The sequence below is a fragment of the Sphingomonas sp. NY01 genome (assembly GCF_038809135.1).
In the GTDB taxonomy this organism is placed as follows: domain Bacteria; phylum Pseudomonadota; class Alphaproteobacteria; order Sphingomonadales; family Sphingomonadaceae; genus Sphingomonas; species Sphingomonas carotinifaciens.
In genome coordinates, this window is the sequence record NZ_CP101722.1 from 1,748,684 (window position 1) to 1,774,350 (window position 25,667).

The window sequence follows — 25,667 nt, forward strand, 5'->3', positions numbered from 1 at the left end:
TCAGAGCGATTGCACCGCCTTCAGGAAGGCGAGCACGCGCCCCTTTTCCTTGACACCGGGGGCGCTTTCGACGCCGGACGACACATCGACCAGCGTCGCCGACGTGCGGCGAACGGCCTCTGTCACGTTGCCGGCATCCAGACCGCCGGACAGCGCCCAGGGCAGCGGATGGCGGAAGCCTTCCAGCAGCCGCCAGTCGAAGCGCAGGCCCATGCCGCCGGGCAGCTCCGCGGTCTCCGGCGTCTTCGCGTCGTAGAGCAGGCGTGTGGCGGCACCGGCATAGTGTGCGGCCTGCGCCAGATCGGCGCCGGTCTTGACCGCGACCGCGGCCCACACGTCGCGGCCGAAGGTGGCGCGGATCGCGGCGACACGGGCAGGCGAGGTCTTGTGAAGCTGAATGGCGTCGAGGCGGCCGGCCTTTACCGCGGCCTCGACCAGCGCGTCCTCCGGATCGACGAAGACACCGACCCGCTGGACATGCGCGGGTACCCGGCCGGCGAGCCCGGTCGCAGCCTCCAGCGTCAGATGGCGGGGCGAGGCGGGAAAGAAGACGAAGCCGACATGCGATGCACCGCCCGACAGGGCAGCGTCCAGCGTGTCCGGCGTGGTCAGGCCGCAGATCTTGGCGGTGACGGGCACGTCAGAGGGTGGCCGCGATGGCGCGGGCGGCGGCATCGGGATCGTCGGCCTGGGTGATCGGGCGTCCGATGACCAGGATGGAGGCGCCGGCGTCGATCGCCTGTCGCGGCGTGACGACGCGCTTCTGGTCGCCGACCGGCCCGTCGGCGGGGCGGACGCCGGGGACGACGAAGAAGCCTTTTGGCCATGCAGCCTTCGCCGCGGCCACCTCCGCGCCCGAACAGACGATGCCGTCGACGCCAGCATCATGGGCGAGTTCAGCGAGACGCAGGACATGGTCGTGGGGGGCGCCGGTGACGCCGGTGTCGGACAGGTCGGTGGCGTCGAGGCTGGTCAGCATGGTGACGGCGACGACCTTCGTGCCGGTAGGTGCGGCGGCCTTGGCATCCTCCAGCATGGCGCGGCCGCCGCTGGCGTGGACGGTGAGGATCGCGGGTGCGATGGGGCCGAGGGCCTGTATCGCCTTGGCGACGGTGTTGGGGATGTCGTGGAGTTTGAGGTCGAGGAAGACGGGCAGGTCGAGATGCGCCATTTCGCGCACGCCGGCAGCGCCATGCGCGCAGAAGAATTCCAAGCCCAGCTTGATGCCGCCGACATGATGGCGGACCCGTTTGGCCAAGGCGAGGGCGCGGGACAGATCGGGGGTGTCGATCGCGACATAGATGCGGTTGCTCATCCTAGTCAGATCGCCGTGCCGGGCTTGTCGATCGACATCGCCAGCGGGGTGGCGGGTTCGGCCACCGGTTCGGTCGCGGCGACGACGCTGCTGCGCAAGTCGGTCAGGTTGCGCTCGGCCGTCGCGAGGCGCTGGCGCAGGCGCCAGCGGACGGCATGTTGCCAGATGAGGGTGGGCACGAGGCCGAGCAGAAAGGTGACAAAGAGGAGGACCGGCAGGTTCACGTCGGCGATCAGCCCGCCGACCAGCCGGATCGGCACGGTGGTCCAGTTGCCCATGGTGAACGCCGCGGCGAGAAACGCCAGCAGACACCAGAACAGGATCTTCAGGAACTGCATGCGGGTCCTCGGGTAACGATACTCATGCCGAGGTCTAGCCGCGATCGGGGGGCAAGGCCAGCCTTCAGCCGATCTCGCGACGAAGCGAGGCGATAAGCGCCGTGATTGCGGTCAGCCGCGGCTCTTCCTCGTCGAGGATGGCGAGAAAGGCGGCGCGCTTTATGGCGGCGACGCGGCCCGGGCGCATGCGGATGGTGGGGGGCAGGGTGGACACGGCGATGTCGATCATCCGCTCCGCGCCGTGGAGGCGCCCCCACAGGTAATCGTTCTCGCGGTAGGCCCGGCTGAAGAAGGCGCCGAAGCTGTTGAACTGGATGCCCTTCAACGTCGCCTCGGCACCACCGGCGCGGATCGCGACGGCGTCGTCGGGCGAGATGCGATCGACCTTGACCGGATCGAACTCATCCAGTCCCTCGCCCTGCAACAAGGGGAGCGTGGCGACGTCGAAATAGGGAAAGCCGAGATAGCTGAGCAGCAGCGTGCGACGCGGCTCGCGCGGGAGGGCGGCCAGCGCCTCGGCCAGCCGGGCGTCGGTTTCATCATCAAGGCGGCGGCAGTCGAGCGCGGTGGCCAGCGCACCCAGCAGCGGTTCCGCCTCGCCGCGCCACGAGCGCACTGCGGGGCGCAGCGCCGGATGGGCGGTGCCGCGCTGCCGATCGAGATGCGCGGCCAGCGTTTCATAAATGGCGCGCCGCATCGCAGTGATCGCGGGATCGGGGGGATCCGCCTCGACCTCCGCCAGCCGCCGGGCGAGCAGGCGCAGGCGGCGGATACGAAAGCCGAGGTCGAAGCTGCGCAGGAAATCGACGATCGCGGTGTCGTCGTCCGCCAGCCGCTCGTCCAGCGCGGCGGCAAGCGCCCCGCGGATGCGCGCGCGGCGTGGCGCGCCGGTGTCGCCTGCCGCCTCCGCCGCCATGGCGGCAAGGTGATCCAGGACACCCGCACGCTTCAGATGGGCATAGGCGGCGAAACCGAAGCCCGACTTGGCGACAGCGCCGGCATGGGCACGCTGACGCCAGGCGGCGAGGCGGGCCGGCGTCGGGCGATCGAGAAAGAAGGTGCGGCCGAACAGCTGCTCCACCTCCGCCTCCACCTCGCCGCGGATCGCCGCGACGATGCCCTGCATGCGGTCGATCCGCTCCGACCGGGCGGCAATGGCCTCCAGATTGTCGCGGATCGGCTGCTGGCGGGGAAGCTCGCTGATCGCACCGAGAATGGTCTGGAGGAAACCGGGCTCGGCGCCGCTGCCGCCCAGACGGAACTTCGTGCCCGGCGAGGGATCGATATACACGAAGCGGCGGTCGACCTCGCGCCGGGCCGGACGCTGCTTCAAGGCATCGATCGCGGGGCGGAAGGGTGCGTTGGCGAGCACCGACCCGTCGATCAGCACCGCGCGGTCGGCGGCGTTGGCGGCATGATGGCGGGGCAGCACACGGCGCAGAAAGGCGCGGCGGGTCGGCCAGCGGCTCCCGCGCGTCTCCAGCACCCGGTCCATCTCGCCTGCGCTGAATGGAGGGAAGGCGCCGGGAAAGCTGGAAGTGGCCCGCGCCGCGAAGGCGAGTTCGGCGGCGGGGGCGAGCGTGTGGACCTGTTCGCCACCATCGCTGAAGTCGATGACGATGCGGTGTTCGGTTTCGACGACTTCCGCCGGCGAATGGAGTTGCAGGCGTTCGGGGTGGCCGGTGAAGTCGGTGACGGTGACGTAGAGATCGAGTGGTTGCCCATCGGGCAGCAATCGGGGGCCACGCGGCGCCGCCGCCATGGCGTCGAAGGCATCGAGCAGCAGGCCGGTGAAGATGGTGCCGCCAAAGGGGGGCTCGAACCAGCGCGAGCGAACGAAATGCGACAGCTTGGCGCGGACCTCCTCGCGCGTGGTGTCGTCCAGCGCCTCCACTGAATCCGCGCTGCGACCGGCGGCCATCCAGGCGAGCGGCAGCGCCCAGACCTTGGAGAAGCGTGACGCGGGTGCGGCGGCGGGATCGATCAATGCCTCCACATCGGCGGCGGTCAGCCAGAGATCGGTGAGCGGATCGAGCGACTGGCCGGTGGCGATGGCCTGGCCCAGGAAAATGCCGTTGATGCCGCCCGCACTGGCGCCGGCGATGATGTCGGGCAGGATACGGATACGCCAGCCGCCCTGTTCGGCGATTTCCTCCAGCAGCGTGCGATAAACGGCGGCGCTGCCGGTGGGGGCGGATCGCCGTCATGGAAGCCGCGGCTGGCGCGGGCGAGGTGCCAGATCTCCTTGGTGATGCCGTGCATGTAGACGGCAAGACTGATGCCGCCATAGCAGACGAGTGCGAGGCGAAGCTCCTTTTCGCGCATCACCCGCGACGCATCATGCGGGCACCAGATTGGCCCAGATGGGCAGGTGATCGGATGCCTTGCGCGAGGCCGGGCTGAGATGCACGCCGCACTCCGCGATGCGCAGATCGGCCGACACCATGATCCGGTCGAGCCGCCCGATCGGCCGCCGCGCGTGGAAGCTGGGGCCGGTGCCGGCAAAGGCGAAGTCGCGCCCGAAATCGCGCAGGCAGCCGGCCGCGGCGGTCCATTCGTTCAGGTCGCCCATCATGACGGTCGGCAACCGGTCCGGATAGGCATCGACATGGTTCAGGATCGCCGCGGCCTGACGACGGCGCCACAGACCGGACAGGTCGAGATGCATGCCGATGACGCGCAGATGGGTGTCCCGGCACCGGATCTCCGCCACCACCGCGCCGCGCGGTTCGAGCGCGGGCAGGTGGATCGCCTCGTGATGACGGATCTCGGCCTGTTTGCGCACGAGGATGGCGTTGCCATGCCAGCCCATCGACAGGGCACGCATGCCGAACTGGACCGGCTTCCAGTCGCTATGTTCGGCCAGAAGATGGAGCGGGAGGACGCCTTCGCGCGTGCCGAAGCGGCGATCGGCCTCCTGCAGCGCGATCACATCGGCGTCCACCTCGCGCAGGACTTCCAGGATCCGCTCCGGATTGCGCCGTCGGTCTGTGCCGATCCCCTTGCGCATATTGTAGCTGGCGACTTTTATCATTCCGGGTGGGTAACGCCGGAATATGGTGCCGGTTGCAGGGATCGAACCCGCGACCTTCGGTTTACAAAACCGCTGCTCTACCATCTGAGCTAAACCGGCACGTCCTGGTCGCGCGGGCTCTTGCCTTACTCCACGCCGAAAATCCAGCCTTCGGTTCGGGCAATCTCGCGGGTGAGCCCGGCCGGGTTCCAGAGCGATGGCTTGGCCGCATTGGCGCGCAGCCATGCGGCGGTCAGCAGGGCATCGGTGCTGTGGTCGTCATAGCGGACAAGGGCGGCGTGGGGCGCGCTTCCCATGGCCGCGAGGGCCTGATCGAGCATGGCGGCGCTGCGCAGCTTGCCGCGACCCATTCCGGCGGCCCGGGCGGCCAGGGCCGGGTAGATTTCCACGACCAGTGCGCCAGTGACGGGAAGGGCATCGATCGGCCAGACGGGCACTGTGCCGTGCAGCCGGTGGAGGAGGCGCATGCCGGCGAAGCTGGCCTTCGACACCTGTGCGGCCCCCATCGCGTCGAAGATGCTGGACGGGCGGCCGCCGATGGCGGCGATGGCGGTTTCGCAGCGGCGGTAGCGGAGATACCCGGCCTTCGCACCGTCGGCCGCACGGCCATAGACATGGATGCCGCGACGGGCGTCGACAAAGGTGGCGGCCCCGAGATCGGCGTCGGTACTGCTCGCGTCGACCCGTTGCCATAGCGCGGGCGCGTCTTCGGTTGCCGGCTCGCCGGGAAGATGGGCGCCGCGGTCGAGGAACGGCGCGGAGAAGCTGAAGTCGAAGCCGATCAGCGTCGCCGTATCGGCATGGGCGGCAACCCAGTCGAGAACCGCCTGACGCGACCAGCAGCCACCGGGCGGCGGCACGAGGCTCGGCGCGGCCACGCCCGCCTCCGCCACGGCGACCGCGATGCCGCGGTGGCAATGACCGCGCGCGCCGGACCAGTCGATCGCGGCGAAGCGGCGGAAATGGACGGGCGGGTCAGCCCTCGCGTTCATGGCGTCGTGCGTCCCACCACGCCATGCGCTCGGCGATGCGCTTTTCCAGCCCGCGCCCGGTCGGCTCGTAGAAGCGTTGCGGCGTCATCGCGTCCGGCCAGTAGTTCGCGCCCGAAAAGCCGTCCTCCGCATCATGGTCATATTGGTAGCCGGCGCCGTAGCCGATCTGCTTCATGAGCTTGGTGGGGGCGTTCAGGATATTGTCCGGCGGCATCAGCGAGCCGGTTTCCTTCGCCGAGCGCCAGGCGGCTTTCTGTGCCATATAGGCGGCGTTCGATTTGGGTGCGGTGGCCAGATAAAGGCATGCCTGCACGATCGCCAGTTCGCCCTCCGGGCTGCCGAGAAAATCATAGGCTTCCTTGGCGGCAAGGCATTGTTGCAGCGCCTGTGGATCGGCGAGACCGATATCCTCGACCGCGGCACGGGTGAGGCGGCGGAGCAGGAACAGCGGTTCCTCGCCGGCGGTGAGCATGCGCGCAAGATAATAAAGCGCGGCCTGCGGATCGGAACCACGGATCGATTTGTGGAGCGCGGAGATGAGGTTGTAATGCCCCTCGCGATCCTTGTCGTACACCGCGACGCGACGCTGCAGAAAAGCGGACAGGCCGGCGGCGTCCAGCGGTTCGGCAAGGCCGACCGAAAACAGGGTCTCCGCCTGATTGAGCAGGAAGCGGCCATCGCCATCCGCGCTTGCCACCAGCGCCTCGCGCGCCTGGGGTTGCAGGGGCAGGGGGCGGCCCATCTCGACCTCGGCACGATCGAGCAGTCGACCGAGCGCCTCCCGGTCCAGACGGTGAAGGATCAGCACCTGCGCACGGCTGAGCAGTGCGGCGTTCAGTTCGAAGGACGGGTTCTCGGTGGTGGCACCGACCAGCGTGACCGTGCCGTTTTCGACATAGGGCAGGAAGCCATCCTGCTGCGCGCGGTTGAAGCGATGGATCTCGTCCACGAACAACAGGGTTCGGCGGCCGGTGCGGGCATGGTCGCGCGCTTCCGCGAACGCCTTTTTCAGATCGGCCACCCCGGAAAAGACGGCGGAGATGGCCACGAAGCGCAGGTCGACCGCGTCGGCGAGCAGGCGGGCGATCGTGGTCTTGCCGGTGCCGGGCGGGCCCCACAGGATCATCGAGGACAGGCGGCCGGCCGCGACCATCCGCCCGATCGCGCCGTCCGGGCCGGTCAGATGTTCCTGGCCGACGACCGCGCCGAGGTCCCGGGGACGAAGACGATCGGCGAGCGGCGCATCGGGCGCGGGAGGAGGAGCGGGGTCCAGCCCCGCGAACAGATCGGCCATGCGGCAAAGATAGGCGTGACCGCGGGGCACGTCATGCCTCTTGAAATCAGATTGGCTCAAGATATATCTGACGCATCAAGATATATCGGAGTAGGTCGCGATGCGATTTGGAATGGGATATGGCGCATGGACGGACGGCCCGTTCGGCGGCGGCGGTCGGCATGGTAGGCCGGGGCGCGGCGAGCATGAGGGCGGACGCGGGCGGCGGCGCGTGTTCGATGGCGGCGAACTGAAGCTGGTGCTGTTGAAGCTGATCGCGGATGCACCGCGGCACGGCTATGACCTGATCCGGGAGATCGAAGGATTGTCGGGCGGTAGCTATGCCCCCAGTCCCGGCGTCGTCTATCCGACGCTGACCCTGCTCGACGAGATGGGGCTGATCGAGGAACATCGGTCGGAGGGAACGAAGAAGCGCTTTGCGGCGACCGAGGCGGGGCGTGGCCATCTGGCCGAGGCGGCGGCGCAGGTCGATGAACTGTTCGCCCGGCTGCGCAAACTGGCGGATCATCGCGAGCGGACCGATGGTGCGCCGATTCGCCGCGCAATGGGCAATCTGCGTCAGGTGTTGCAGCATCGCCTGATGCGCGACGACGTCAGCGAGGACACGTTGCACGAGGTGGCGGCGCTGATCGACGAGGCGGCCCGCAAGATCGAGAGGATGAAGTGATGAGCATATCCGTCGCCCGCGTACCCACCAACTCCGCCAGCCGCTATCTGCAGCAACTGGCCAAGCACTGGGCGCACAAGATGACGGTGGCGTTCACCGCGGAGGAAGGGACGATCGAGTTCCCCAACGGATCGCGGCTGGAGATGCGCGCCGACAGCGAGACGCTGGACGTGATGCTGAGCGTGCCGGAGGGTGAGGATCGGGACCGGATGCGCGAGGTGGTGTCCAGCCATCTGGACCGGTTCGCCTTTCGCGAGGCGCCGCTGACCTTCGACTGGCGCGAGGGCTGAGCCGGCCCTTAACGGTAGAAGATGTGATCGGCGATCTGCACGATGCGGATGCGCTGCTTCAACGTGGCGCGGGCCGAACGGAAGAAGAGTGCGCCGGGCGCCACCTCTTCGCCGAGGCCGTTCAGCGTTTCGGTGGCGATGCGGATCGCATTGGTCCAGCGGCTGGTGGTGCGGGAAGGATTATACGCATCCGGATCGAAGAACTGGCCGCGCTGCTTGACGACGCCGCAGGCGCTGGGGGCGAAGCGGCCACTTTTCATGCGGGTGCGAATGACCTGGGCGATGGCAACCTGACCACGTTCGGGCTGGTTGCCCGCCTCGCGCACGATGGCCTTGGCCATGCATTCCACTTCCTGCGGGTCGGTCGCGGCGGCGGTGGTGATGGGCGGCGTGTCGGCTGCCGGTACGGCGGCGGTCGCTGTCTGGGCTCCGAAGACACCGGCTGCGACGATAAGGACGCGCATCACGATCGAACGCCGCTTGGTCATTCCCGCTCACTGCACATGCGCAAGGGTGTTCGTCGCCCGCCGAGGCAATCCGGAACAAATAGCGGTCGAGGTCCCCCTACGTCTCGCCATTCGCGGCATCCTGCGTCCCTGCGGCGGAGGAAGGTCGCTTCGGCTGGACCGAGGCTTTCATTCTTGAAACGCGGCGGCGGGTCAAAGGCCAGTCGATGAAACGTGGCCGGGTCGGGACGAATTTCGGTTAACGCGGGATCCTTATGCAACCTCGCACACCATTGACGTGACCAACGACGCGGCATAACCGTATACGGTATTTAGGAGATGCCGCAGATGACGACTCTGGCCCCGAACCGCCGTATGCTGATGATCGGGGCGGCGTCGTGCGCCCTCCTGCCGGCCGCCGGCGCCCTTGCCGCCACGTCGGAGATGAAGACGAAGCGTGCCAGGCCGCTTCCGCTGGCGGCGACCCGACTGCGTCCGTCGGATTATGCGACCGCCGTGGAGCGGAACCGGGCCTATCTTCACCGCCTGCAACCCGACCGGCTGTTGCACAACTTCCGCAAATATGCCGGGCTGGAGCCCAAGGCAGAGATTTACGGCGGGTGGGAAAGCGACACGATCGCGGGCCATACGCTGGGCCATTACCTGACCGCACTGGTGCTGACCTGGCAGCAGACCGGCGACGCGGAAATGAAGCGCCGCGCCGATTACATCGTCGACGAACTGGCGGAAGCGCAGGCCAAGCGCGGCACCGGTTATGTCGGGGCGCTGCAACGCAAGCGGAAGGATGGCACCGTCGTCGATGGCGAGGAGATCTTCCGTGAGGTGATGAAGGGGGAGATCAAGTCGGGCGGGTTCGACCTGAACGGATCATGGTCGCCGCTCTATACCGTTCACAAGCTGTTCGCCGGGCTGCTGGACGTGCATGATGGCTGGGGCAACGCCAGGGCGCTGGCCGTCGTCGAGGGGCTGGGCGGCTATTTCGAGCGTATGTTCGCCGCGCTGACGCCCGAGCAGGTGCAGGATGTGCTGAACTGCGAATATGGCGGACTGAACGAAAGCTATGCCGAAATGTACGCGCGGACGGGCAATCCGCGCTGGCTGAAGATGGCGCGGCTGATCTACGACAATCGCGTGCTCGATCCGCTGATGAAGGGCGAGGACCGGCTGGCCAATTTCCACGCCAACACGCAGGTGCCCAAGCTGATCGGCCTGGCGCGCATCCACGAGGTGACGGGCGGCGATCAGCCGCGGGCGCAGGCGGCGCGCTTCTTCTGGGACCGGGTGACGCAGCATCACAGCTATGTGATCGGCGGAAACGCGGACCGGGAATATTTCTCCGAACCCGACACGATCGCGCAGCACATCACCGAACAGACGTGCGAGCATTGCAACACCTACAACATGCTCAAGCTGACGCGGCAGCTCTGGTCCTGGCAGCCCGAGGGCGCGCTGTTCGACTTTTACGAGCGCGCGCACCTGAACCATGTGATGTCGGCGCAGGACCCGGCTACGGGCGGCTTCACTTATATGACGCCGCTGATGACCGGGGTGGAGCGCGGGTTTTCCACGGTCGATGACGATGCCTTCTGGTGCTGCGTCGGGTCGGGGATGGAAAGCCATGCCAAGCACGGCGAGTCGATTTTCTGGGAGGGGGATGACGGCACCTTCTTCGTCAATCTGTATATTCCCGCCGATGCGCGGTGGGATGCGCGCAAGGCGGCGGTGACGTTGGACACCCGCTATCCGTTCGAGCCGGTATCGACCCTGACCTTCAACCGGGTGAAGGGCGGCCGCTTCCCGGTGGCGTTGCGCATCCCCGGATGGGCGAACGGCAAGGCGACCGTTACGGTCAATGGCGAGGCGACGACGCCGCGGATCGAGCGTGGCTATGCGATCATCGACAGGCGGTGGAAGAGCGGGGACGCGGTGGCGATCACCTTGCCGCTCGACCTGCGGATCGAGGCGACGCCCGGCGATGCGCAGACGGTGGCGGTGGTACGCGGCCCGCTGGTGCTGGCGGCCGATCTCGGGCCGGTCGACCAGAAGTGGGACCAGGCGGACCCGGCGCTGGTCGGCAGCGACCTGCTGGCCGCCTTCACTCCGACCGATGCGGCGGCGGCGCACTATGCCACGCGCGGCATCGTCCGGCCGGCGGACATGAGCTTTGTGCCCTTCTATCGCCAGTATCAGCGGCGCAGTGCGGTGTATTTCAAGACGTTCAGCGATGCCGCCTGGACGGCGGAGGAAGCCGCCTTCACCGCCGAGCAGGCGCGGCTGCGCGACATCACCGCGCGCTCGGTCGACGTCATGCACCTGGGTGAGATGCAGCCGGAGCGCGACCACAATCTCGTCTCCGAGATATCCTATCCGGTCACCTATCGCGGGCGGCAGGGCCGCGATGCGCGCTCGGGCGGGTTTATCGAGTTTTCGATGGCGGTGCGACCGGGACCGCTGGTCCTGCAGGCGACCTATTGGGGCAGCGAGCGGTCGCGCGACTTCGACATCCTGATCGACAATGTGAAGGTCGCGACGCAGCGGCTGGACAATGACCGGCCGGGCAAGTTCTTCGATGTGGACTATCCGCTGCCGGAGGCGCTGACCAAGGGGAAGAAGTCGGTCCGCGTCCGCTTCGTGCCGCATGATCGGAATTCGGCAGGCCCGGTGTTTGGGGTGCGGATGTACACGGCCAAGCCCGGCGCGGTGGCATGACGCCAGTGGCGGACGGCGTGGCGATGACGCTGGACGCGCTGCGCGATCTGGCTCGCGAAAAGCTGCGTGGCGCGGGGTTGGCGCCCGACCACGCCGATGCGGTGGCCGAGACGATGGTGGCGGGCGAGCGCGACGGGTGCGCCAGCCACGGCATCTACCGCCTGCTGATCGCGGCCAATTCGATTGCGCGCGGCGTGGTGGTGCCGGATGCGGTGCCGGTCGTTCGATCGCCCGCTACGGCGCTGGTCAAGGTGGATGGCGGCGGCGGGTTTGCGCAACTGGCCTTCGAGCGCGGCAAGCCGCTGTTGATCGAGCGGGCGCGCGCCTGCGGCATCGCTGCGATGGCGATCAACCATGTCGTGCACTTCGCCGCGCTGTGGCCGGAGGTGGAGGCGCTGGCGCAGGAGGGGCTGGTTGCGCTGGCCTTTACCCCCAGCCATGCCTGGGTCGCCCCCGCAGGCGGCACGAAGCCGGTGTTCGGCACGAACCCGATCGCCTTTGGCTGGCCGCGGCCGGGGCGCGATCCGTTCGTGTTCGATTTCGCGACAAGTGCGGTCGCGCGCGGCGAGATCGAACTTCACCGACGTGCGGACCGCCCGGTGCCGGAGGACTGGGGATATGACGCGCAAGGCCGGTCAACCACCGATGCGGCGGCGGTGTTGAACGGCGCGATGCGCACCTTTGGCGGGCACAAGGGATCGGCGCTGGCGGCAATGGTGGAGTTGATCGCCGGACCGCTGATCGGCGACATGACCAGCGCGGAGTCGATCAGGGCCGATGGCGGCCGCGGCGGTTCGCCGATCGGCGGCGAACTGGTGATCGCGATCGACCCGGCGGGTTTCCTGGGCGATGCGGTGGCGGACCATCTGGCGCGCGCCGAGGCGATGTTCGCGGCGATCGAGGGGCAGGGGGCGCGTCTGCCCTCCGCGAGGCGCTATGCCGCGCGGGCGGAGAGCCTGCGCGACGGCGTGGTCATCCCGCGCGCGCTGCATGACGACATCATGGCGCTGCCAAGCGGGTAGGCACCGTCAGGCCATCAATTCCTGATAAGCGTCCAGCACCGCCTGATTGGCGGTGTCCCATCGATAGCCATCGACGCGCGCGCGGCTCGCCTCGCTGAAACGGCGGCGCAGATCGGGGTCGGCGACGATGCGGGCGATGGCGTCCGCATAGCCGGCGATGTCGCAAGGGTCGACCAGATAGCCGGTCGCCCCGTCCGCCACCAGATCGACCGCCCCCGTGGCACGCGCGGCGACGACGGGCACGCCGGCCGCCATCGCCTCGGTCGTGACGTTGCCGAAGGTCTCGGTGACGCTGGGGTTGAAGAATATGTCCATCGAGGCGACGGCGCGGCCAAGGTCGTCGCCCGTCTGATAGCCGGCAAAGATCGCGCCCGGCGCCTGTTCGGCGAACCAGCCCTGCGCGGGCCCCTTGCCGACGACGAGCACCTTGTGCGGCACGCCGCGAGCGCGAAGCTGCTTCAGCACGGCGGCAAAGACGTCCAGACCTTTTTCCTTCACCAGCCGGCCGAGAAAGCCGATCGCCACGTCTTCATCGGCGATGCCGAGGCTGCGGCGCCACTGGAGGTCGCGCCGTGCCGGCCTGAAGCGGTCATGGTCGATGCCACGCGACCAGATGGAGATCGGCGCGGACACCCCCCATTCGCGTAGCAGGGTGACCATGCTGGGACTGGGCACCAGTACCCGGTCGAAGCGATCGTAGAAGCGTTTCATGATGCGGATAAAGACCGGCTCCAGCATGCCGAGGCCGTAATAGCGGGGATAGGTCTCGAATCGCGTGTGGAACGAGGCAACGGTTCGCACACCGGCGCGCCGCGCCCAGCGCAGTGCGGCGTGGCCGAGCAGTTCGGGGGCGGAGACATGGACGATGTTGGGGGCGAACGCTTCCAGATCGCGGCGGACGGCGGCGGGCAGGCCGCGGGCGATGCGATATTCCGCGCGGCCGAAAGGTACTGGCAAAGCAGGCACATCGACCAGATCGCCGGTAGGCGCGAAGGCCGGACGGGGCAGGGTGGGCGAATAGACGCGGACGTTGACGCCGCGGGCAAGCAGATAGCCGACGAGCAGGTTCAGCGACTGGTTCGCGCCGTCGCGGGTATAGTTGTAGTTGCCGCTGAACAAGGCGACGCGGAGTGCATTCGGGGCCATGGAGCGCGCGCCATAGCTTGACACGGCGGACAAGACCACCGCCGTGTAGATGTTCCCCAATCGTTCTTGCCCTGCTATATCGGCGGCATGGCAAAGGTTCAGAAGCGCTACGTCTGTCAGGCTTGCGGATCGGTCGCGTCCCGGTGGCAGGGGCAATGCGTCGACTGTTCCGAATGGAACACGCTGGTCGAGGAAGCACCCAAGGTCGTGACCCCGTTCGCGGCCAAGCACAATCTGCAAGGCGGGGGCGGGCCTTCCAGCTGGTCGGGCTGGATACCGATATCGCGCTGCCCGAGCGGATGACGACGGGGATCGCCGAGTTGGACCGGGCGCTGGGGGGCGGGTTCGTCGAGGCGTCGGCGACGCTGATCGGGGGCGATCCGGGGATCGGGAAATCGACGCTGCTGTTGCAGGCGGCGGCGAAGCTGGCGATGGCGGGGCGCAGTGTCGCCTATGTGTCGGGGGAGGAGGCGGCGGACCAAGTGCGGCTGCGGGCGAGGCGGCTGGGGCTGGGGCAGGCGCCGGTGCAGCTGGCGGCGGCGACCTCGGTCCGCGACATCCTGACCACGCTGTCGAGCGGACCGCCGCCCGCGCTGCTGGTGATCGATTCGATCCAGACGATGCATTCCGACCTGATCGAAGGGGCGCCGGGCACGGTCAGCCAGGTGCGCGCGTCGTCGCAGGAGCTGATCCGTTTCGCCAAGGACCGCGGCACCGCACTGGTGCTGGTCGGCCATGTCACCAAGGACGGATCGATTGCCGGCCCGCGCGTGCTGGAGCATATGGTCGACACCGTGCTGGCGTTCGAGGGCGAGCGCAGCCATCAGTATCGCATCCTGCGCGCGATCAAGAACCGGTTCGGCGGGACGGACGAGATCGGCGTCTTCTCGATGCAGACCGAAGGCCTGAGCGAGGTCGCCAACCCGTCGTCGCTTTTTCTGACCAATCGGGACGAGGGGGTGACGGGGGCGACCGTCTTTCCGGCACTTGAGGGCACGCGGCCGGTTCTGGTCGAGATCCAGGCGCTGACCGTGCGGCTGGCGTCGGGCGCGACCCCGCGGCGCGCGGTGGTCGGCTGGGATTCCGGGCGGCTGGCGATGATCCTGGCGGTGCTGGAGGCGCGTTGCGGGCTCAGCTTCTCGTCGGCGGAGGTGTATCTGAATATCGCCGGCGGTTACCGGGTGCAGGACCCGGCGGCGGACCTCGCCGTCGCCGCCGCATTGGTCTCGGCATTGTCCGAGCGCCCCGTGGCGGCCGATGCGGTGGCCTTTGGCGAAATCGCGCTGTCGGGCGAGATCCGCTCGGTCGCGCACGGCCCGCTGCGGTTGAAGGAGGCGGGCAAGCTGGGGTTCGAACGGGCGCTGGTGCCCGCGGCGATGACCGGGGAGAAGGGCGGGCTGACGCTGTCCGGTTTCCAGACGCTGGCCGGCTTCGTTGACCATATGCTGGGGCGCGGGTAGCGAGAGGGCCTGACCACAGGAACGGACGGCCACGACCTTGACCGCGCTCGATATCATCGTCCTGCTCGCCGTGATCGGATCGGCGGTGCTGGGCTTTTCCCGCGGGTTCGTGACCGAGGTGCTGTCGCTGTTCGCCTGGGTGGCGATCGTGGCCGCGCTCAAGCTGTTCCATATCCCGCTGGCCCAGGCGCTGACCGGCATGGTCGGCACCGTATCGGGCGCGGCGGTGCTGGCCTTTGCGATCCTGGCAGGCACCACCTATTTCGGGGGCAAGCTCGTCGCGCGGATGATCGGCGAGCGGACGCGAACCTCGGTACTGGGGCCGGTGGACCGGGCGCTGGGCTTCGGCTTCGGCGCGCTCAAGGGGCTGATCCTGGCGAGCCTGCTGTTCCTGGTCGTCGCCCTGCTGGTCGATACCGTCGGCGGCGGCCCGGCGCGGCGGCCCGAATGGATGGTGACGAGCCGCACCTATCCGCTGCTCAACGCCACCAGTGCGGGGATCGCGGATTTCGTCGACCGGCGCCGCCGCGGGCTGCCGGTCTTTGGGGCGGCGACCGCGCCGGCCCCGTCCAACATAGGCGATCCTGCCCCATGAACGCGCCCCTCTACAATGCCGAGATCCTGCGGCTGGCGACCAGCATTCCCCATCACGAGCGCCTGACCGACCCGATGGGCACGGCCGAGAAGCGCTCCCCCATCTGTGGCAGCCGGGTGACGGTGGACGTGAATGTCGACGACGATGGCCGGGTGACTGAGCTGGGGATGCTGGTCCGCGCCTGCGCGCTGGGCCAGGCGTCCTCGTCGCTGCTCGCCGCGCAGATACTGGGCCGGACGCCTGCCGAACTGGCGACGGCGCGCGATGCGCTGGGCGCATGGCTGGCGGCGGGAGAGGGTGCGCCGCCGGAATGGCCGGGGCTTGCGGTGTTCGAGCCGGCGCTCGGCTATACCGCGCGGCATGCCTCGATCCGGCTGGCCTTCGAGGCGGCGGCGGATGCCGCGGCCGATGCCGCCGCCCGGCTGCCCGTGCGCTGATGCACGCAGAGGTTTCGCTGCTGCGCGACGGCGCGATCCTGCTCGGGTTCGGCCTGGGCTTCGTGCTGCTGTTCCGGCGACTGGGGCTGGGTGCGACGCTGGGTTATCTGGTGGCGGGTGCCGTGGTCGGGCCGCACCTGCTGGGGCTGGTCGGCGATGCCGAGACCAAGATGGGCATCGCCGAAATCGGCATCGTCCTGCTGCTGTTCATCGTCGGGCTGGAGTTGAAGCCCAGCCGCTTGTGGCGGATGAAGGAGGAGATTTTCGGCCTGGGGCTGATCCAGGTCGTCGCCTGCGGGCTGGCGATCACCGGCATCGTGCTGCTCGCCAAATTCTCGCCGGAGGCGGCGCTGGCCCTTGGCCTGCCGCTGGCACTGTCCTCCACCGCGCAGGTGCTGCCGATGCTGCAATCTTCGGGGCGACTGCGCACCCCCTTTGGCGAGCGGGCCTTCTCGATCCTGTTGTTCCAGGACCTGTCGATCGTGCCGCTCATCACCATCGTGGCGGCGATGTCGCGCAACCCGGCGGATCATGCCGGGCCGCCGGGATGGATATTGGCGCTGCAAACGGTAGCGGCGATCGTCGGGCTGATCCTGGCCGGGCGCTTCCTGCTGCGCCCGCTGTTCCGCCTGATCGGCAACTGGAACGAACGCGAGATGTTCGTGTTCGCCGGGCTGTTCACCGTGATCGCCAGTGCCGCGGTGATGGAGCTGCTCGGGCTTTCCACGGCGCTCGGCGCCTTTATCGCCGGGGTGATGCTCGCCGACAGCCCGTATCGGCACGAGCTGGAGGCCGATGTCGAGCCGTTCCGCTCGATCCTGCTCGGCCTGTTCTTCTTGGCGGTGGGGATGATGCTGGACCTGCCCGCAATCGCGGAGCGCCCGCTGTTCGTAGCGGCGATGGCGGCGGCGCTGATCGTGACCAAGGCGGGCGTCATCTTCCTGATCGGGCTGGCGTTCCGTATGAAGTGGCGGCAGGCGTTCGCGCTGGGCCTGTTGATGAGCCAGGGCGGCGAATTCGGCTTCGTGCTGTTCGCGCAGGCGCAGAACGGGTTCCTGATCGCACCCGAGGCGGCCAGTCTGTTCGGCGCGATCATCACGCTGTCGATGGCAACCACGCCGTTCCTGATGGCCGCCACCCGGCGCATCCGTGAGGAGCCGGTGATCGCCGGCGGCGAGCGCGACGGCCCCGTGACCGATGGCGCCAATGCGCTGGTCGTCGGCTATGGCCGTTTCGGCCAGACGGTGGCGCAGATGCTGATCGCGCAGGACATTCCCGTCACGCTGATCGACCGCGATACCCAGATGATCGACATCGCCGCCGATTTCGGCGCCAAGGTCTATTATGGCGATGGCACGCGGCTGGACCTGTTGCGGCAGGCGGGTGCGGCGGAGGCGGAGCTGATCCTGTTCTGCCTGGACGACGACCAGATCACCGCAGACCTGTTGGAAAACGTCCATGCCGCCTTTCCGAACGCGACCATCCTTGTTCGCGCCTATGACCGCCGAGCCTTGCTGAAGCTGAAGGGTAGTCCGGCGGCCTATGTCGTTCGCGAAGTGCTGGAATCGGCCGTCAAGATGGCGCGGCTGGCGCTGACCAGCCTGAAGGTCGATATCGGCGAGATCGACCGGACCGAGGCGATGTACCGGGCCCGCGACAAGGAGCGGCTGGCCGCGCAATATGCCAGCGGCGACCTGCGCGCGGCGAGCGACCGGATCATCGTGCAAGGCGAACGGGAAGGGGCGTGATGGGCTGGATTGCGATACTGGCGGCATTGTCCGGTGCCGTTGCGGTGGCCGCGGGAGCATTCGGTGCGCATGGTGCCGAGGGCAAGGCGGTCGAGTGGCTGAAAACCGGATCGCATTATCAACTCGTCCATGCCGTGGCGGCGCTGATCGCACTCCGGCTGGATGCTCGAGGACCGGCAGTGACCTTCGTGGTGGGCGGCGCGATCTTTGCCGGCACGCTCTACCTGATGGCGATCGGGGGCACGCGCTGGCTGGGTGCGGTCACTCCGATTGGCGGGGCGGCGTTGATCGTCGGATGGCTGTGGCTGGCGTGGAGCGTGCGCGGCTGATCGGGGTAGTTGAGAGGCCCACGGCGATGGTCTAGGGACCCGTGCCATGGCCGACCCATTCTATATCACCACCGCGATCCATTATCCCAACGGGAAGCCGCATATCGGCCATGCCTATGAGATGATCGCCGCCGACGCGATCGCGCGCTTCCAGCGGCAGGCGGGCCGCGATGTGCTGTTCCAGACCGGCACCGACGAGCATGGCCTGAAGATGGCGCAGGCCGCGCGTGCACGCGGGCTGGCGACGCGCGACTTCGCTGACGAAATGTCGAGCCATTTCCACGTTATGGCCGACCGCCTGAACATCTCCTACGACCGGTTCATCCGCACGGTCGACACCGACCATTATGCCGCCAGCCAGGCGATCTGGCAGGCAATGGCGGACAAGGGCGACCTGTATCTGGATCGTTACGAGGGCTGGTATTCGGTCCGCGACGAGGCGTTCTACGACGAGGCGGAACTGAGCGTGGGCGAGGATGGCACCAAGCTGTCGCCGCAGGGCACCCCGGTGGAGTGGACCGCGGAGGAAACGTGGTTCTTCCGCCTGTCCAAATATCAGCAGCCGCTGCTCGAGCTCTATGCCGCCAATCCCGACTTCATCCGGCCGGAAAGCCGGCGCAACGAGGTTATGCGCTTCGTGGAAGGTGGCCTGTCCGACCTGTCGGTGTCGCGGACCAGCTTCGACTGGGGCGTGCCGGTGCCCGGCAGCCCCGGCCATGTCATGTATGTGTGGGTCGATGCGCTCACCAACTATCTGACCGGCACCGGCTATCCCGACAGGAACGGCGAACGCTCGCGTTTCTGGCCGGCGAACCTGCACCTGATCGGCAAGGATATCGTGCGGTTCCATACCGTCTACTGGCCGGCCTTCCTGATGTCGGCGGACATTCCGCTGCCCCGGTCGGTGTTCGGGCATGGCTTCCTGCTTCACCGCGGCGAGAAGATGTCGAAGTCGCTCGGCAACGTCGTCGATCCGGGCGAGCTGGCCGATGCGTTCGGGGTCGATGCATTGCGCTACTTCTTCCTGCGCGAAGTGAGTTTCGGGCAGGACGGCTCCTATTCGGCCGAGGCGATCGTGACGCGGGTGAACGCCGAACTGGCCAACAGCTTCGGCAATCTGGCGCAGCGTACCTTGTCGTTCATCGCCAAGAACCTGGACGGTGCTTTGCCGGAGGCCGGGCGCGCGGAAGACATGGACGGCGCGTTGATCGAGGAGGTGGTGGTCGCCTGTGCAGGCCTGCGCACCGCGTTCGACGACCTGATGCTGAGCCAGGGGATCGAGGCATGGATGCGCGGCGTCTATGCCTGCAACCAGTATATCGACACCGCCGCGCCATGGGCGTTGCGCAAGACCGATCCGGAGCGGATGCACGCGGTGCTGCGCACGCTGGTCCGCGCGATCCGCATGCTGGCGATCGCGATCCTGCCGGTGGTGCCGGTGGCGGCGGGCAAGGTTCTGGACCAGTTGGGTGCCGAGGCGCGCGACCACACCGCGATCGACGATGACGGCTGGTACGATGCGCATGCCGCCAGCGGTTTCCGCCTGGCGCCGCCGACCCCGGCCTTTCCGCGGCTGGAGATGCCGGCCGAGGCGGCTGCCTGATGCTGGCCGACAGCCACTGCCACCTGAACTACAAGGGCGTCGCCGAGCAGCAGGGCGAGGTGCTGGCCCGCGCCCGGGCGCGCGGCGTCACCGCGATGCTCAACATCTCGACCCGCGAAAGCGAGTGGGATGCGGTGATCGCGACCGCCGAGCGCGAGCCGGATGTCTGGGCGTCGGTGGGCATCCACCCGCATGAGGCGGATCAGCACGGCCATGTCGATACGGCCCGGCTGGTCGCGCGCGCCGCGCACCCCCGCGTGGTGGGGATCGGCGAAAGCGGGCTCGATTATCACTACGACCATAGCGACCGGGCGCGCCAGCAGGCGAGTTTCCGGGCGCACATCGCGGCCTGTCGCGAGACGCAGTTGCCGCTGATCGTCCACACCCGCGATGCCGAGGAGGATACGATCGCGATTCTGGGCGAGGAGATGGGGAAGGGGGCCTATCCCGGCGTCATCCACTGCTTCACCGCCAGCGGCGACTTTGCCGACAAGGCGATGGCGCTCGGCTTCTACATATCGATCTCCGGCATCGTGACGTTCAAGAACGCCAGGGATCTGCAGGACACCGCAAAGCGTCTGCCGAAGGACCGCTTGCTGATCGAGACGGATGCGCCGTTCCTCGCGCCCGTGCCGCATCGGGGCAAGCAGGGGGAGCCGGCCTTCGTTGCCGATACCGCGGCGTTCCTGGCCGATCTGCGCGGCGAGGATGTCGCGGCGCTGACCCGGACCACGGCGGAGAATTTCCACCGCCTGTTCGCGAAGACGCGCGCGTGAAGATCCGCATCCTCGGCTCCGGCACGTCGTCGGGCGTGCCGCGGATCGGAAACGAATGGGGCGACTGTGATCCGGCCGAACCACGCAATCGGCGGACCCGTGCCTCCGCGCTGGTCGAACATGGCGACACCCGCATCCTGATCGATACCAGCCCCGACATGCGGGCTCAGTTGCTGGCCGCGAATGTCGGCCGGGTCGATGCGGTCATCTGGACGCACGACCATGCCGATCACTGCCACGGCATCGACGATCTGCGCCAGATATTCCACCAGCTGGGTCATCCCGTGCGCGGGCTGGCGCGCGCCGATACGCGGCAGACGCTGGAGGCGCGCTTCGCCTATGTCTTTCATGGCAAGCGCGGTTATCCGCCGACCGCAACGATCGAGGAACTGCCGGACGCGATCACGATCGGCGACATCAGCGTGCGGACCGTCGATCAACCGCATGGCGGGACGCGCTCGGCCGGGCTTCGCTTCGAAGCGGATGGCAAGAGCATCGGCTATGCCACCGATTTCCATGAACTGACGGCTGCGATGGCCGCGCTGTACACCGGACTGGACGTGTGGGTGGTCGATGCGCTGCGCCGCTGGCCGCATCCCTCGCATCCCGAACTGTCCGCGGTCCTGGGCTGGGTCGAGACATTGCGACCGCGCGAGGCCGCGCTGATCCATATGGACCAGACGATGGATTACGCGACGCTGTGCGCCGAACTGCCGCCAGGGGTGCAGCCGGGCTATGACGGGCTGGAACTGGTCGCGTGAGCGACGACCGGGTCGCCAATATCCTCCTGTACGGGATCATGCTGTACGGGATCATGTTGATCCTGCCGCTGTCCGCGCTGATCGTGCGGCGTCCGAAATTGGGGCCGACCCTGAAGATGGCGGCGGCGTGGGTCGGTATCTTCGCGCTGGGCCTGATCCTGGTCAGCCAGCGCCACCATGTGACGGGCCTGTTCACCGATCAGCGTGTCGAGGGCATGCAGACCCGCATCCGCATGGGTGACGATGGTCATTTCCATGCCGATGTGTCGGTCAACGGCGTGACCCGCTCGATGCTGATCGACAGCGGGGCTACGATCACCGCCTTGTCAGACGCTACGGCGCGCGCCGCGGGGCTCGATCTGGAGGAAAGCCCGTTTCCGCGCATGCTGCAGACCGCGAACGGCCCGGTGGCGGCGCGAAAGGCGACGGTCGGAACGATGACGGTGGGCAGCATCACCACGCACGACCTGAGCGTCGTCGTATCGCCGGCATTCGGCGATCAGGATGTGCTTGGCATGAACTTCCTGTCGCGGCTGGGATCGTGGTCGGTGGAAAAGGGTGAGCTAATACTGACCCCGGAAAAAGCGTCCTAGTTTTACATAATTTCTATTATCGGTCGTTTGGATTGAAGGCGCCGGGGGGCGAACGCACCCCCTAATTCCCCCAACGCCGCACCATTCCGGACGCCATTGCAATCGCGAAGCACCGTGGATCACGCAGCCGGCAAGGTCGCCAATCGCCTGGCCACCAGCGGCGCCACCCGATCCGCCATGCGACCGACGCCCACCGCATTGGGATGCACCCCGTCGGGCAGCATCAGCTGGCGATTGCCGATCACGCCTTGCAGGATGAACGGGTCCAGCACGGCGTCATGTTCGCGCGCGAGGTCGGGCCAGATGCGGTTGAAGCGACCAGCGAAATCCGGTCCGAGGTTGGGCGGTGCCATCATGCCGGTGAGGATGACCGGGATGCCTCGCCGCGCCAGTTCCTCCAGCATGGCCGCCATGTTCGCGCGCGTTTCGGCCGGGTCGACCTGACGCAGCACGTCGTTGCCGCCCAGACCGAGCAGCACCAGATCGGGCGGCGTCTTCAGCCGATCGAGGGTATAGGCCAGGCGACGCCGTCCGCCGGCGGTGGTGTCACCCGACACCCCGGCATTGACCACCGTCGCATCGATCCCCTGCCCGCGCAGCCGCGCCTGAACCGCATCGGGCAGGCTCTCGCCGCGCTTCAGGCCATACCCCGCATACAGGCTGTCACCAAAGGCGAGCACCGTGCGCTTCGGCCCGGACACCGGCAGGGCCGCCGCAGCCGTCGGCGCCGGGGCCGCGACATTGGTGACCGGCAGCGCCTCGTCGCGCTGCGCATCGCAGGCCGACAGCAGCGCGGCTTGGATAAGGGCGGCGCCTGCCACATATGGCGTCTTCGTCATCTTTATTCTGGATTCCCCGAAAACATGGTCGCACGCGATATGGTCATCCGGGCCGCGGATGTAAGGCTGACGCTTGGCGGCGCAGCGCCGGTCGAGATCCTGAAGGGTATCGACCTTGCGGTCGCGGATGGCGAGAGCCTGGCGCTGCTCGGGGCATCGGGTTCGGGCAAATCGTCGTTGATGGCGGTTCTGGCCGGGCTGGAGCGCGCGACCTCCGGCCGCGTCGAGGTGGCGGGCACCGACTTCGGCACGCTGGACGAGGATGGTCTGGCGATCGCACGCCGCGGCCGGATCGGCATCGTGCTTCAGGCTTTTCATCTTTTGCCGACGATGACGGCGCTGGAGAATGTCGCCGTGCCGATGGAACTGGCCGGCGAGCGCGACGCCTTCGCCCGTGCCGAGGCGGAACTCGCCGCGGTCGGATTGTCCCACCGGCTGGACCATTACCCCGCACAGCTTTCGGGTGGCGAGCAACAGCGCGTCGCCATCGCCCGCGCACTCGGCCCCCGTCCCCGCATCGTCTTCGCCGACGAGCCGACCGGCAATCTCGACGCCGCCACCGGCGCCCGCGTGATGGACCTGTTGTTCGACCGTCGCGCCGCCACGTCAGCGACCCTGGTCATCATCACCCATGATCCCGCCCTTGCCCGGCGTTGCGACCGGGTGATCGAACTGATTGATGGGCGGATCGCGGCGTGAGCAGCTGGGCGCTGGCCTGGCGGCTCGCCCGGCGTGAGGTGTCGGCGCGGTTCCGGGGACTGCGGCTGCTGTTGCTGTGCCTGTTTCTGGGGGTGGGCGCGCTGGCGGCGATCGGCAGTCTGGGCGAGGCAATCGGCGGCGAGCTTGCCGCGCGTGGCCGGGTCCTGCTCGGCGGCGATCTGGAATTGTCGTTGTCGCAGCGTCTGGCCGAGCCGTCGGAGCAGGCGGCGATGCGGGCGATCGGACGGGTGTCGGAGACCATCCGGATGCAGTCGATGGCGGTCACCGCTGCTGGTGCCACCGCCCCCGTTCAGTTGAAGGCCGTCGATGCCGCCTATCCGCTTTACGGCAGGCTTACCCTTCGGAATGGGCGCACGGTACGGGCACCGGCGGGTGACGAGGTCTGGATCGGCCGGGCGCTGGCCGAGCGGCTGCTGGTGCGCCCCGGCGATACGCTGCGTTTCGGCACTGCGGGCTTTCGGGTCGGGGGGATCATCGCCGACGAGCCGGATCGGCTTGGCGAGGGCTTCACGCTCGGCCCCGTCGCGATCATCGCACGTGCAGGGCTGGATCGCACCGGCCTGATCCAGCCGGGCAGCCTGTACGACACCCGATACCGCATCGCCACCGCCGGCGATCCGGCCAGCGCCGTCCGGCGGTTCGAGCATCGTTTCCCCACTGCGGGCTGGGAAACCCGCACCCGCGACCGTGCCTCACCCGGCGCCAGCCGCTTCATTGCGCGCATGGGCGAGTTCCTGACACTTGTCGGGCTGGCGGCGCTGGTCATCGCCGGGATCGGCGTCGGCAACGGCGTCACCTCCTATCTCGATGCGCGGCGCCAGAATATCGCGATGCTGAAGGTGCTGGGCGCGACATCGGGCATGGTGGCGCGCATATATCTGCTGCAGGTTCTTGCCGTTGCCGGGGTCGGCATCCTTCTGGGCCTGACCGCCGGCATCGTCGCGGTGCCGCTGGTCGGCATGGCGGTGGGCGCGGTGCTGCCGGTCGCGCCAGGACTGACCTTTGCCCCCGCCGCGCTCGCGCTGGCGGCGGCCTATGGCCTGTTGATCGCACTCGCCTTCTGCGCAGCGCCGCTGGTCGCCGCCGGGCGCGTGCCGGCCGCGGCATTGCTGCGCGGTGCGCTGGACGCGCGAGCCGGCGGTGGATGGCGTGGCCGCCTCTGGGCGGTGGCGGCGGGCATCCCGGTCGCGGTGCTGGCCCTGCTGACCACCGATCGCCCTGCCTTTGCCGCGGCCTTCCTCGGGGCGACGGCAGCGACACTGGCCGCACTGGTCGGCATCGGCACCGTGATCCGGATGGCGGCGGCGCGCCTGCCCCGCCCCCGCAGGCCGCTCGCCCGGCTTGCGCTTGCCGCGCTCCACCGGCCGGGATCGCGAACCGTGTCGCTGGTCGTCGCGCTCGGTCTTGGCCTGACCTTGTTCGTGCTGCTCGCCAGCATCCGCACCAGCATCGACGGCAATATCCGTCGCTCGGTGCCGGAGCGCGCCCCTGCCCTGTTCGCGCTCGACGTGCCACCCGATCGCGAAGGCGAGTTCCGACGCACCGTCATCGCGGTAGCCCCCAAAGCCGTCATTGCCACCGTTCCGCTGATGCGCGGCACGATCACCGGCTATGGCACGACCCGCGTCGCCGATCTGGCGACGATTCCGGAGGGGGCCTGGGCGCTGCGCGGCGAGCGCGGCCTGACCTTTGCGACCACCCTGCCCGCAGGCAGCACGCTGACGGCGGGACGATGGTGGAACGCGGCGGAGGCACGACAAAGCCTCGTCTCGATCGACACGCGTCTTGCCGAGGCATTGAAGCTGAAGATCGGCGATCCGCTGACCATTTCGGTTCTGGGACTGGAGCGCACGGCGCGCATCGCGTCGTTCCGGCGGATTGCATGGGACACGCTGGGCTTCAACTTCGTGATGGTGTTCTCGCCCGGCGCGCTGGCCGATGTGCCGCACAACCTGGCCGCGACGATCGACATGCCCGCGGCCAAGGCGCCGGCGGTGACCAGGGCGCTGCTCCCCCGCTTCCCCTCCACCTCGGTGGTCGAGGTGGGCGGCGTGTTGCAACAGGTGCAGGACGTGGTCGGCCAGATGGCGACCGCGATCACTGTTGCCGCCGGCATCGCCGTGCTGGCGGGCATCGCGGTGCTGCTCGGTGCGATCGCCGCCGCGCGCGCGGCACGTACCTATGACGCGGTCATGCTGAAGGTGCTGGGGGCCACGCGCCGCCAGATATTGCTGGCGCAGGCGATCGAATATGCGGTGCTGGCCGGCATCGTCGGTGCGGTGGCACTCGTGCTGGGCGTCGGCGGCGGCTGGTTCGTGGTGACGCAGGTGTTCGGGTTCGACTGGATGCCCAACTGGATCGTGATCCTGGCGACGCTGGCGGGTGGCGCGGCGGTGACGATCGGCATCGGTATTGCCGGAACGCTGCCGGTGCTGCGTGCCCGGCCTGCCGCATCGCTCCGGGCTTTGTAGCGACGTTTCAACCATTTGCCGTCGGAACCTGAGATGGGGTTCGATGGTCCAGCCTTATCCG

Annotated in this window: 23 protein-coding genes, 1 tRNA gene and 2 pseudogenes; 15 read left to right on the forward strand and 11 right to left on the reverse strand. The window is 68.1% G+C overall.

The features are described 5' to 3' along the window. From NPJ82_RS08565 to NPJ82_RS08600, 8 genes and pseudogenes are all read right to left on the reverse strand, one after another. Window positions 1-639 carry a phosphoribosylanthranilate isomerase gene (locus NPJ82_RS08565; protein ID WP_342657018.1) on the reverse strand — a complete coding sequence of 213 codons (639 nt, stop codon included), beginning with the start codon at window positions 637-639 and terminating at the stop codon, window positions 1-3. Between the two features lies 1 nt (window position 640). Continuing rightward, window positions 641-1,315, reverse strand: a complete 675-nt coding sequence (gene pyrF / locus NPJ82_RS08570) for an orotidine-5'-phosphate decarboxylase (protein ID WP_342657019.1) — start codon at window positions 1,313-1,315, stop codon at window positions 641-643. Between the two features lie 5 nt (window positions 1,316-1,320). Beyond that, window positions 1,321-1,653 carry a hypothetical protein gene (locus NPJ82_RS08575; protein WP_112383231.1) on the reverse strand — a complete coding sequence of 111 codons (333 nt, stop codon included), beginning with the start codon at window positions 1,651-1,653 and terminating at the stop codon, window positions 1,321-1,323. A gap of 64 nt (window positions 1,654-1,717) precedes the next feature. Next, window positions 1,718-3,978 (reverse strand): annotated as a pseudogene (locus NPJ82_RS08580) (patatin-like protein). 13 nt (window positions 3,979-3,991) lie between these two features. Further along, complete coding sequence (locus tag NPJ82_RS08585; RefSeq protein WP_112383232.1) at window positions 3,992-4,687, reverse strand: endonuclease/exonuclease/phosphatase family protein; 696 nt, start codon at window positions 4,685-4,687, stop codon at window positions 3,992-3,994. A gap of 23 nt (window positions 4,688-4,710) precedes the next feature. After that, window positions 4,711-4,786: transfer RNA gene (locus tag NPJ82_RS08590), tRNA-Thr, on the reverse strand. A 26-nt stretch (window positions 4,787-4,812) separates the two neighbouring features. Then, a complete protein-coding gene (locus tag NPJ82_RS08595; RefSeq protein WP_342657020.1) occupies window positions 4,813-5,679 on the reverse strand; it encodes a hypothetical protein in 867 nt (288 codons plus the stop codon). After that, window positions 5,663-6,973: a replication-associated recombination protein A gene (locus NPJ82_RS08600; RefSeq protein WP_149683003.1), complete on the reverse strand. Its 1,311-nt coding sequence runs from the start codon at window positions 6,971-6,973 to the stop codon at window positions 5,663-5,665. Before NPJ82_RS08600 ends, NPJ82_RS08595 begins: the two co-directional genes overlap by 17 nt. Before the next feature lie 100 nt (window positions 6,974-7,073). Between NPJ82_RS08600 and NPJ82_RS08605 the strand changes: the two genes are divergently transcribed. Both NPJ82_RS08605 and NPJ82_RS08610 read left to right on the forward strand, forming a co-directional pair. After that, window positions 7,074-7,640, forward strand: a complete 567-nt coding sequence (locus NPJ82_RS08605) for a PadR family transcriptional regulator (protein WP_342657021.1) — start codon at window positions 7,074-7,076, stop codon at window positions 7,638-7,640. Then, entirely contained in the window at window positions 7,640-7,930 is a 291-nt protein-coding gene (locus NPJ82_RS08610; RefSeq protein WP_342657022.1) for a DUF2218 domain-containing protein, read from the forward strand. Before NPJ82_RS08605 ends, NPJ82_RS08610 begins: the two co-directional genes overlap by 1 nt. 8 nt (window positions 7,931-7,938) lie before the next feature. Here NPJ82_RS08610 and NPJ82_RS08615 read toward each other — a convergent pair whose 3' ends face one another. Next, window positions 7,939-8,418 carry a cell wall hydrolase gene (locus NPJ82_RS08615; protein ID WP_342657023.1) on the reverse strand — a complete coding sequence of 160 codons (480 nt, stop codon included), beginning with the start codon at window positions 8,416-8,418 and terminating at the stop codon, window positions 7,939-7,941. A gap of 306 nt (window positions 8,419-8,724) precedes the next feature. On the opposite strand from NPJ82_RS08615, the gene NPJ82_RS08620 reads away from it, so the two are divergent. Continuing rightward, window positions 8,725-11,106: a glycoside hydrolase family 127 protein gene (locus tag NPJ82_RS08620; protein ID WP_342657024.1), complete on the forward strand. Its 2,382-nt coding sequence runs from the start codon at window positions 8,725-8,727 to the stop codon at window positions 11,104-11,106. Next, window positions 11,103-12,128 (forward strand): Ldh family oxidoreductase, encoded by a 1,026-nt coding sequence (locus NPJ82_RS08625; protein WP_342657025.1) that lies wholly within the window; start codon window positions 11,103-11,105, stop codon window positions 12,126-12,128. The genes NPJ82_RS08620 and NPJ82_RS08625 overlap by 4 nt, the downstream gene beginning before the upstream one ends. Before the next feature lie 6 nt (window positions 12,129-12,134). Here NPJ82_RS08625 and NPJ82_RS08630 read toward each other — a convergent pair whose 3' ends face one another. Then, window positions 12,135-13,274, reverse strand: coding sequence for a glycosyltransferase family 1 protein (locus NPJ82_RS08630; protein ID WP_342657026.1), 1,140 nt, complete (start codon window positions 13,272-13,274; stop codon window positions 12,135-12,137). Between the two features lie 87 nt (window positions 13,275-13,361). Between NPJ82_RS08630 and radA the strand changes: the two are divergent. From radA to NPJ82_RS08675, 9 genes and pseudogenes are all read left to right on the forward strand, one after another. Continuing rightward, window positions 13,362-14,734, forward strand: a pseudogene (radA, locus tag NPJ82_RS08635) (DNA repair protein RadA). 37 nt (window positions 14,735-14,771) lie between these two features. Next, window positions 14,772-15,329, forward strand: coding sequence for a CvpA family protein (locus tag NPJ82_RS08640; RefSeq protein WP_112383240.1), 558 nt, complete (start codon window positions 14,772-14,774; stop codon window positions 15,327-15,329). After that, window positions 15,326-15,766 carry an iron-sulfur cluster assembly scaffold protein gene (locus NPJ82_RS08645; RefSeq protein WP_342657027.1) on the forward strand — a complete coding sequence of 147 codons (441 nt, stop codon included), beginning with the start codon at window positions 15,326-15,328 and terminating at the stop codon, window positions 15,764-15,766. Before NPJ82_RS08640 ends, NPJ82_RS08645 begins: the two co-directional genes overlap by 4 nt. Beyond that, on the forward strand, window positions 15,766-17,514 hold the full coding sequence (locus NPJ82_RS08650) for a cation:proton antiporter (protein WP_267348620.1): 1,749 nt from the start codon (window positions 15,766-15,768) through the stop codon (window positions 17,512-17,514). Before NPJ82_RS08645 ends, NPJ82_RS08650 begins: the two co-directional genes overlap by 1 nt. Next, window positions 17,514-17,843 carry a DUF423 domain-containing protein gene (locus tag NPJ82_RS08655; RefSeq protein ID WP_149682933.1) on the forward strand — a complete coding sequence of 110 codons (330 nt, stop codon included), beginning with the start codon at window positions 17,514-17,516 and terminating at the stop codon, window positions 17,841-17,843. Before NPJ82_RS08650 ends, NPJ82_RS08655 begins: the two co-directional genes overlap by 1 nt. Before the next feature lie 46 nt (window positions 17,844-17,889). Beyond that, window positions 17,890-19,446 carry a methionine--tRNA ligase gene (gene metG, locus NPJ82_RS08660; RefSeq protein WP_342657028.1) on the forward strand — a complete coding sequence of 519 codons (1,557 nt, stop codon included), beginning with the start codon at window positions 17,890-17,892 and terminating at the stop codon, window positions 19,444-19,446. Further along, window positions 19,446-20,222 carry a TatD family hydrolase gene (locus NPJ82_RS08665; protein ID WP_342657029.1) on the forward strand — a complete coding sequence of 259 codons (777 nt, stop codon included), beginning with the start codon at window positions 19,446-19,448 and terminating at the stop codon, window positions 20,220-20,222. Before metG ends, NPJ82_RS08665 begins: the two co-directional genes overlap by 1 nt. Continuing rightward, on the forward strand, window positions 20,219-20,983 hold the full coding sequence (locus tag NPJ82_RS08670) for an MBL fold metallo-hydrolase (protein ID WP_342657030.1): 765 nt from the start codon (window positions 20,219-20,221) through the stop codon (window positions 20,981-20,983). Before NPJ82_RS08665 ends, NPJ82_RS08670 begins: the two co-directional genes overlap by 4 nt. Beyond that, window positions 20,980-21,576, forward strand: coding sequence for a retropepsin-like aspartic protease (locus NPJ82_RS08675; RefSeq protein ID WP_342657031.1), 597 nt, complete (start codon window positions 20,980-20,982; stop codon window positions 21,574-21,576). Before NPJ82_RS08670 ends, NPJ82_RS08675 begins: the two co-directional genes overlap by 4 nt. 119 nt (window positions 21,577-21,695) lie before the next feature. On the opposite strand, the gene NPJ82_RS08680 is transcribed toward NPJ82_RS08675, so the two are convergent. Beyond that, window positions 21,696-22,415: an arylesterase gene (locus NPJ82_RS08680; RefSeq protein ID WP_342657032.1), complete on the reverse strand. Its 720-nt coding sequence runs from the start codon at window positions 22,413-22,415 to the stop codon at window positions 21,696-21,698. Window positions 22,416-22,439: 24 nt separating this feature from the next. Between NPJ82_RS08680 and NPJ82_RS08685 the strand changes: the two genes are divergently transcribed. Together NPJ82_RS08685 and NPJ82_RS08690 are read left to right on the forward strand one after the other, a co-directional pair. Beyond that, window positions 22,440-23,114, forward strand: coding sequence for an ATP-binding cassette domain-containing protein (locus NPJ82_RS08685; protein WP_342657033.1), 675 nt, complete (start codon window positions 22,440-22,442; stop codon window positions 23,112-23,114). After that, window positions 23,111-25,606, forward strand: coding sequence for an FtsX-like permease family protein (locus tag NPJ82_RS08690; protein ID WP_342657034.1), 2,496 nt, complete (start codon window positions 23,111-23,113; stop codon window positions 25,604-25,606). The genes NPJ82_RS08685 and NPJ82_RS08690 overlap by 4 nt, the downstream gene beginning before the upstream one ends. Window positions 25,607-25,667 lie beyond the last annotated feature (61 nt).

What these genes read in the sequence shown, in the direction of transcription:
- NPJ82_RS08685 (WP_342657033.1), top strand. Translation starts at nt 22,440, where the DNA reads ATGGTCGCACGCGATATGGTCATCCGGGCCGCGGATGTAAGGCTGACG.
- NPJ82_RS08620 (WP_342657024.1), top strand. Translation starts at nt 8,725, where the DNA reads ATGACGACTCTGGCCCCGAACCGCCGTATGCTGATGATCGGGGCGGCG.
- NPJ82_RS08610 (WP_342657022.1), top strand. Translation starts at nt 7,640, where the DNA reads ATGAGCATATCCGTCGCCCGCGTACCCACCAACTCCGCCAGCCGCTAT.
- NPJ82_RS08595 (WP_342657020.1), bottom strand. Translation starts at nt 5,679, where the DNA reads ATGAACGCGAGGGCTGACCCGCCCGTCCATTTCCGCCGCTTCGCCGCG.
- NPJ82_RS08650 (WP_267348620.1), top strand. Translation starts at nt 15,766, where the DNA reads ATGCACGCAGAGGTTTCGCTGCTGCGCGACGGCGCGATCCTGCTCGGG.
- NPJ82_RS08665 (WP_342657029.1), top strand. Translation starts at nt 19,446, where the DNA reads ATGCTGGCCGACAGCCACTGCCACCTGAACTACAAGGGCGTCGCCGAG.
- NPJ82_RS08625 (WP_342657025.1), top strand. Translation starts at nt 11,103, where the DNA reads ATGACGCCAGTGGCGGACGGCGTGGCGATGACGCTGGACGCGCTGCGC.
- NPJ82_RS08615 (WP_342657023.1), bottom strand. Translation starts at nt 8,418, where the DNA reads ATGACCAAGCGGCGTTCGATCGTGATGCGCGTCCTTATCGTCGCAGCC.
- pyrF (WP_342657019.1), bottom strand. Translation starts at nt 1,315, where the DNA reads ATGAGCAACCGCATCTATGTCGCGATCGACACCCCCGATCTGTCCCGC.
- NPJ82_RS08655 (WP_149682933.1), top strand. Translation starts at nt 17,514, where the DNA reads ATGGGCTGGATTGCGATACTGGCGGCATTGTCCGGTGCCGTTGCGGTG.
- NPJ82_RS08645 (WP_342657027.1), top strand. Translation starts at nt 15,326, where the DNA reads ATGAACGCGCCCCTCTACAATGCCGAGATCCTGCGGCTGGCGACCAGC.
- NPJ82_RS08585 (WP_112383232.1), bottom strand. Translation starts at nt 4,687, where the DNA reads ATGATAAAAGTCGCCAGCTACAATATGCGCAAGGGGATCGGCACAGAC.
- NPJ82_RS08575 (WP_112383231.1), bottom strand. Translation starts at nt 1,653, where the DNA reads ATGCAGTTCCTGAAGATCCTGTTCTGGTGTCTGCTGGCGTTTCTCGCC.
- metG (WP_342657028.1), top strand. Translation starts at nt 17,890, where the DNA reads ATGGCCGACCCATTCTATATCACCACCGCGATCCATTATCCCAACGGG.
- NPJ82_RS08680 (WP_342657032.1), bottom strand. Translation starts at nt 22,415, where the DNA reads ATGACGAAGACGCCATATGTGGCAGGCGCCGCCCTTATCCAAGCCGCG.
- NPJ82_RS08605 (WP_342657021.1), top strand. Translation starts at nt 7,074, where the DNA reads ATGCGATTTGGAATGGGATATGGCGCATGGACGGACGGCCCGTTCGGC.
- NPJ82_RS08630 (WP_342657026.1), bottom strand. Translation starts at nt 13,274, where the DNA reads ATGGCCCCGAATGCACTCCGCGTCGCCTTGTTCAGCGGCAACTACAAC.
- NPJ82_RS08600 (WP_149683003.1), bottom strand. Translation starts at nt 6,973, where the DNA reads ATGGCCGATCTGTTCGCGGGGCTGGACCCCGCTCCTCCTCCCGCGCCC.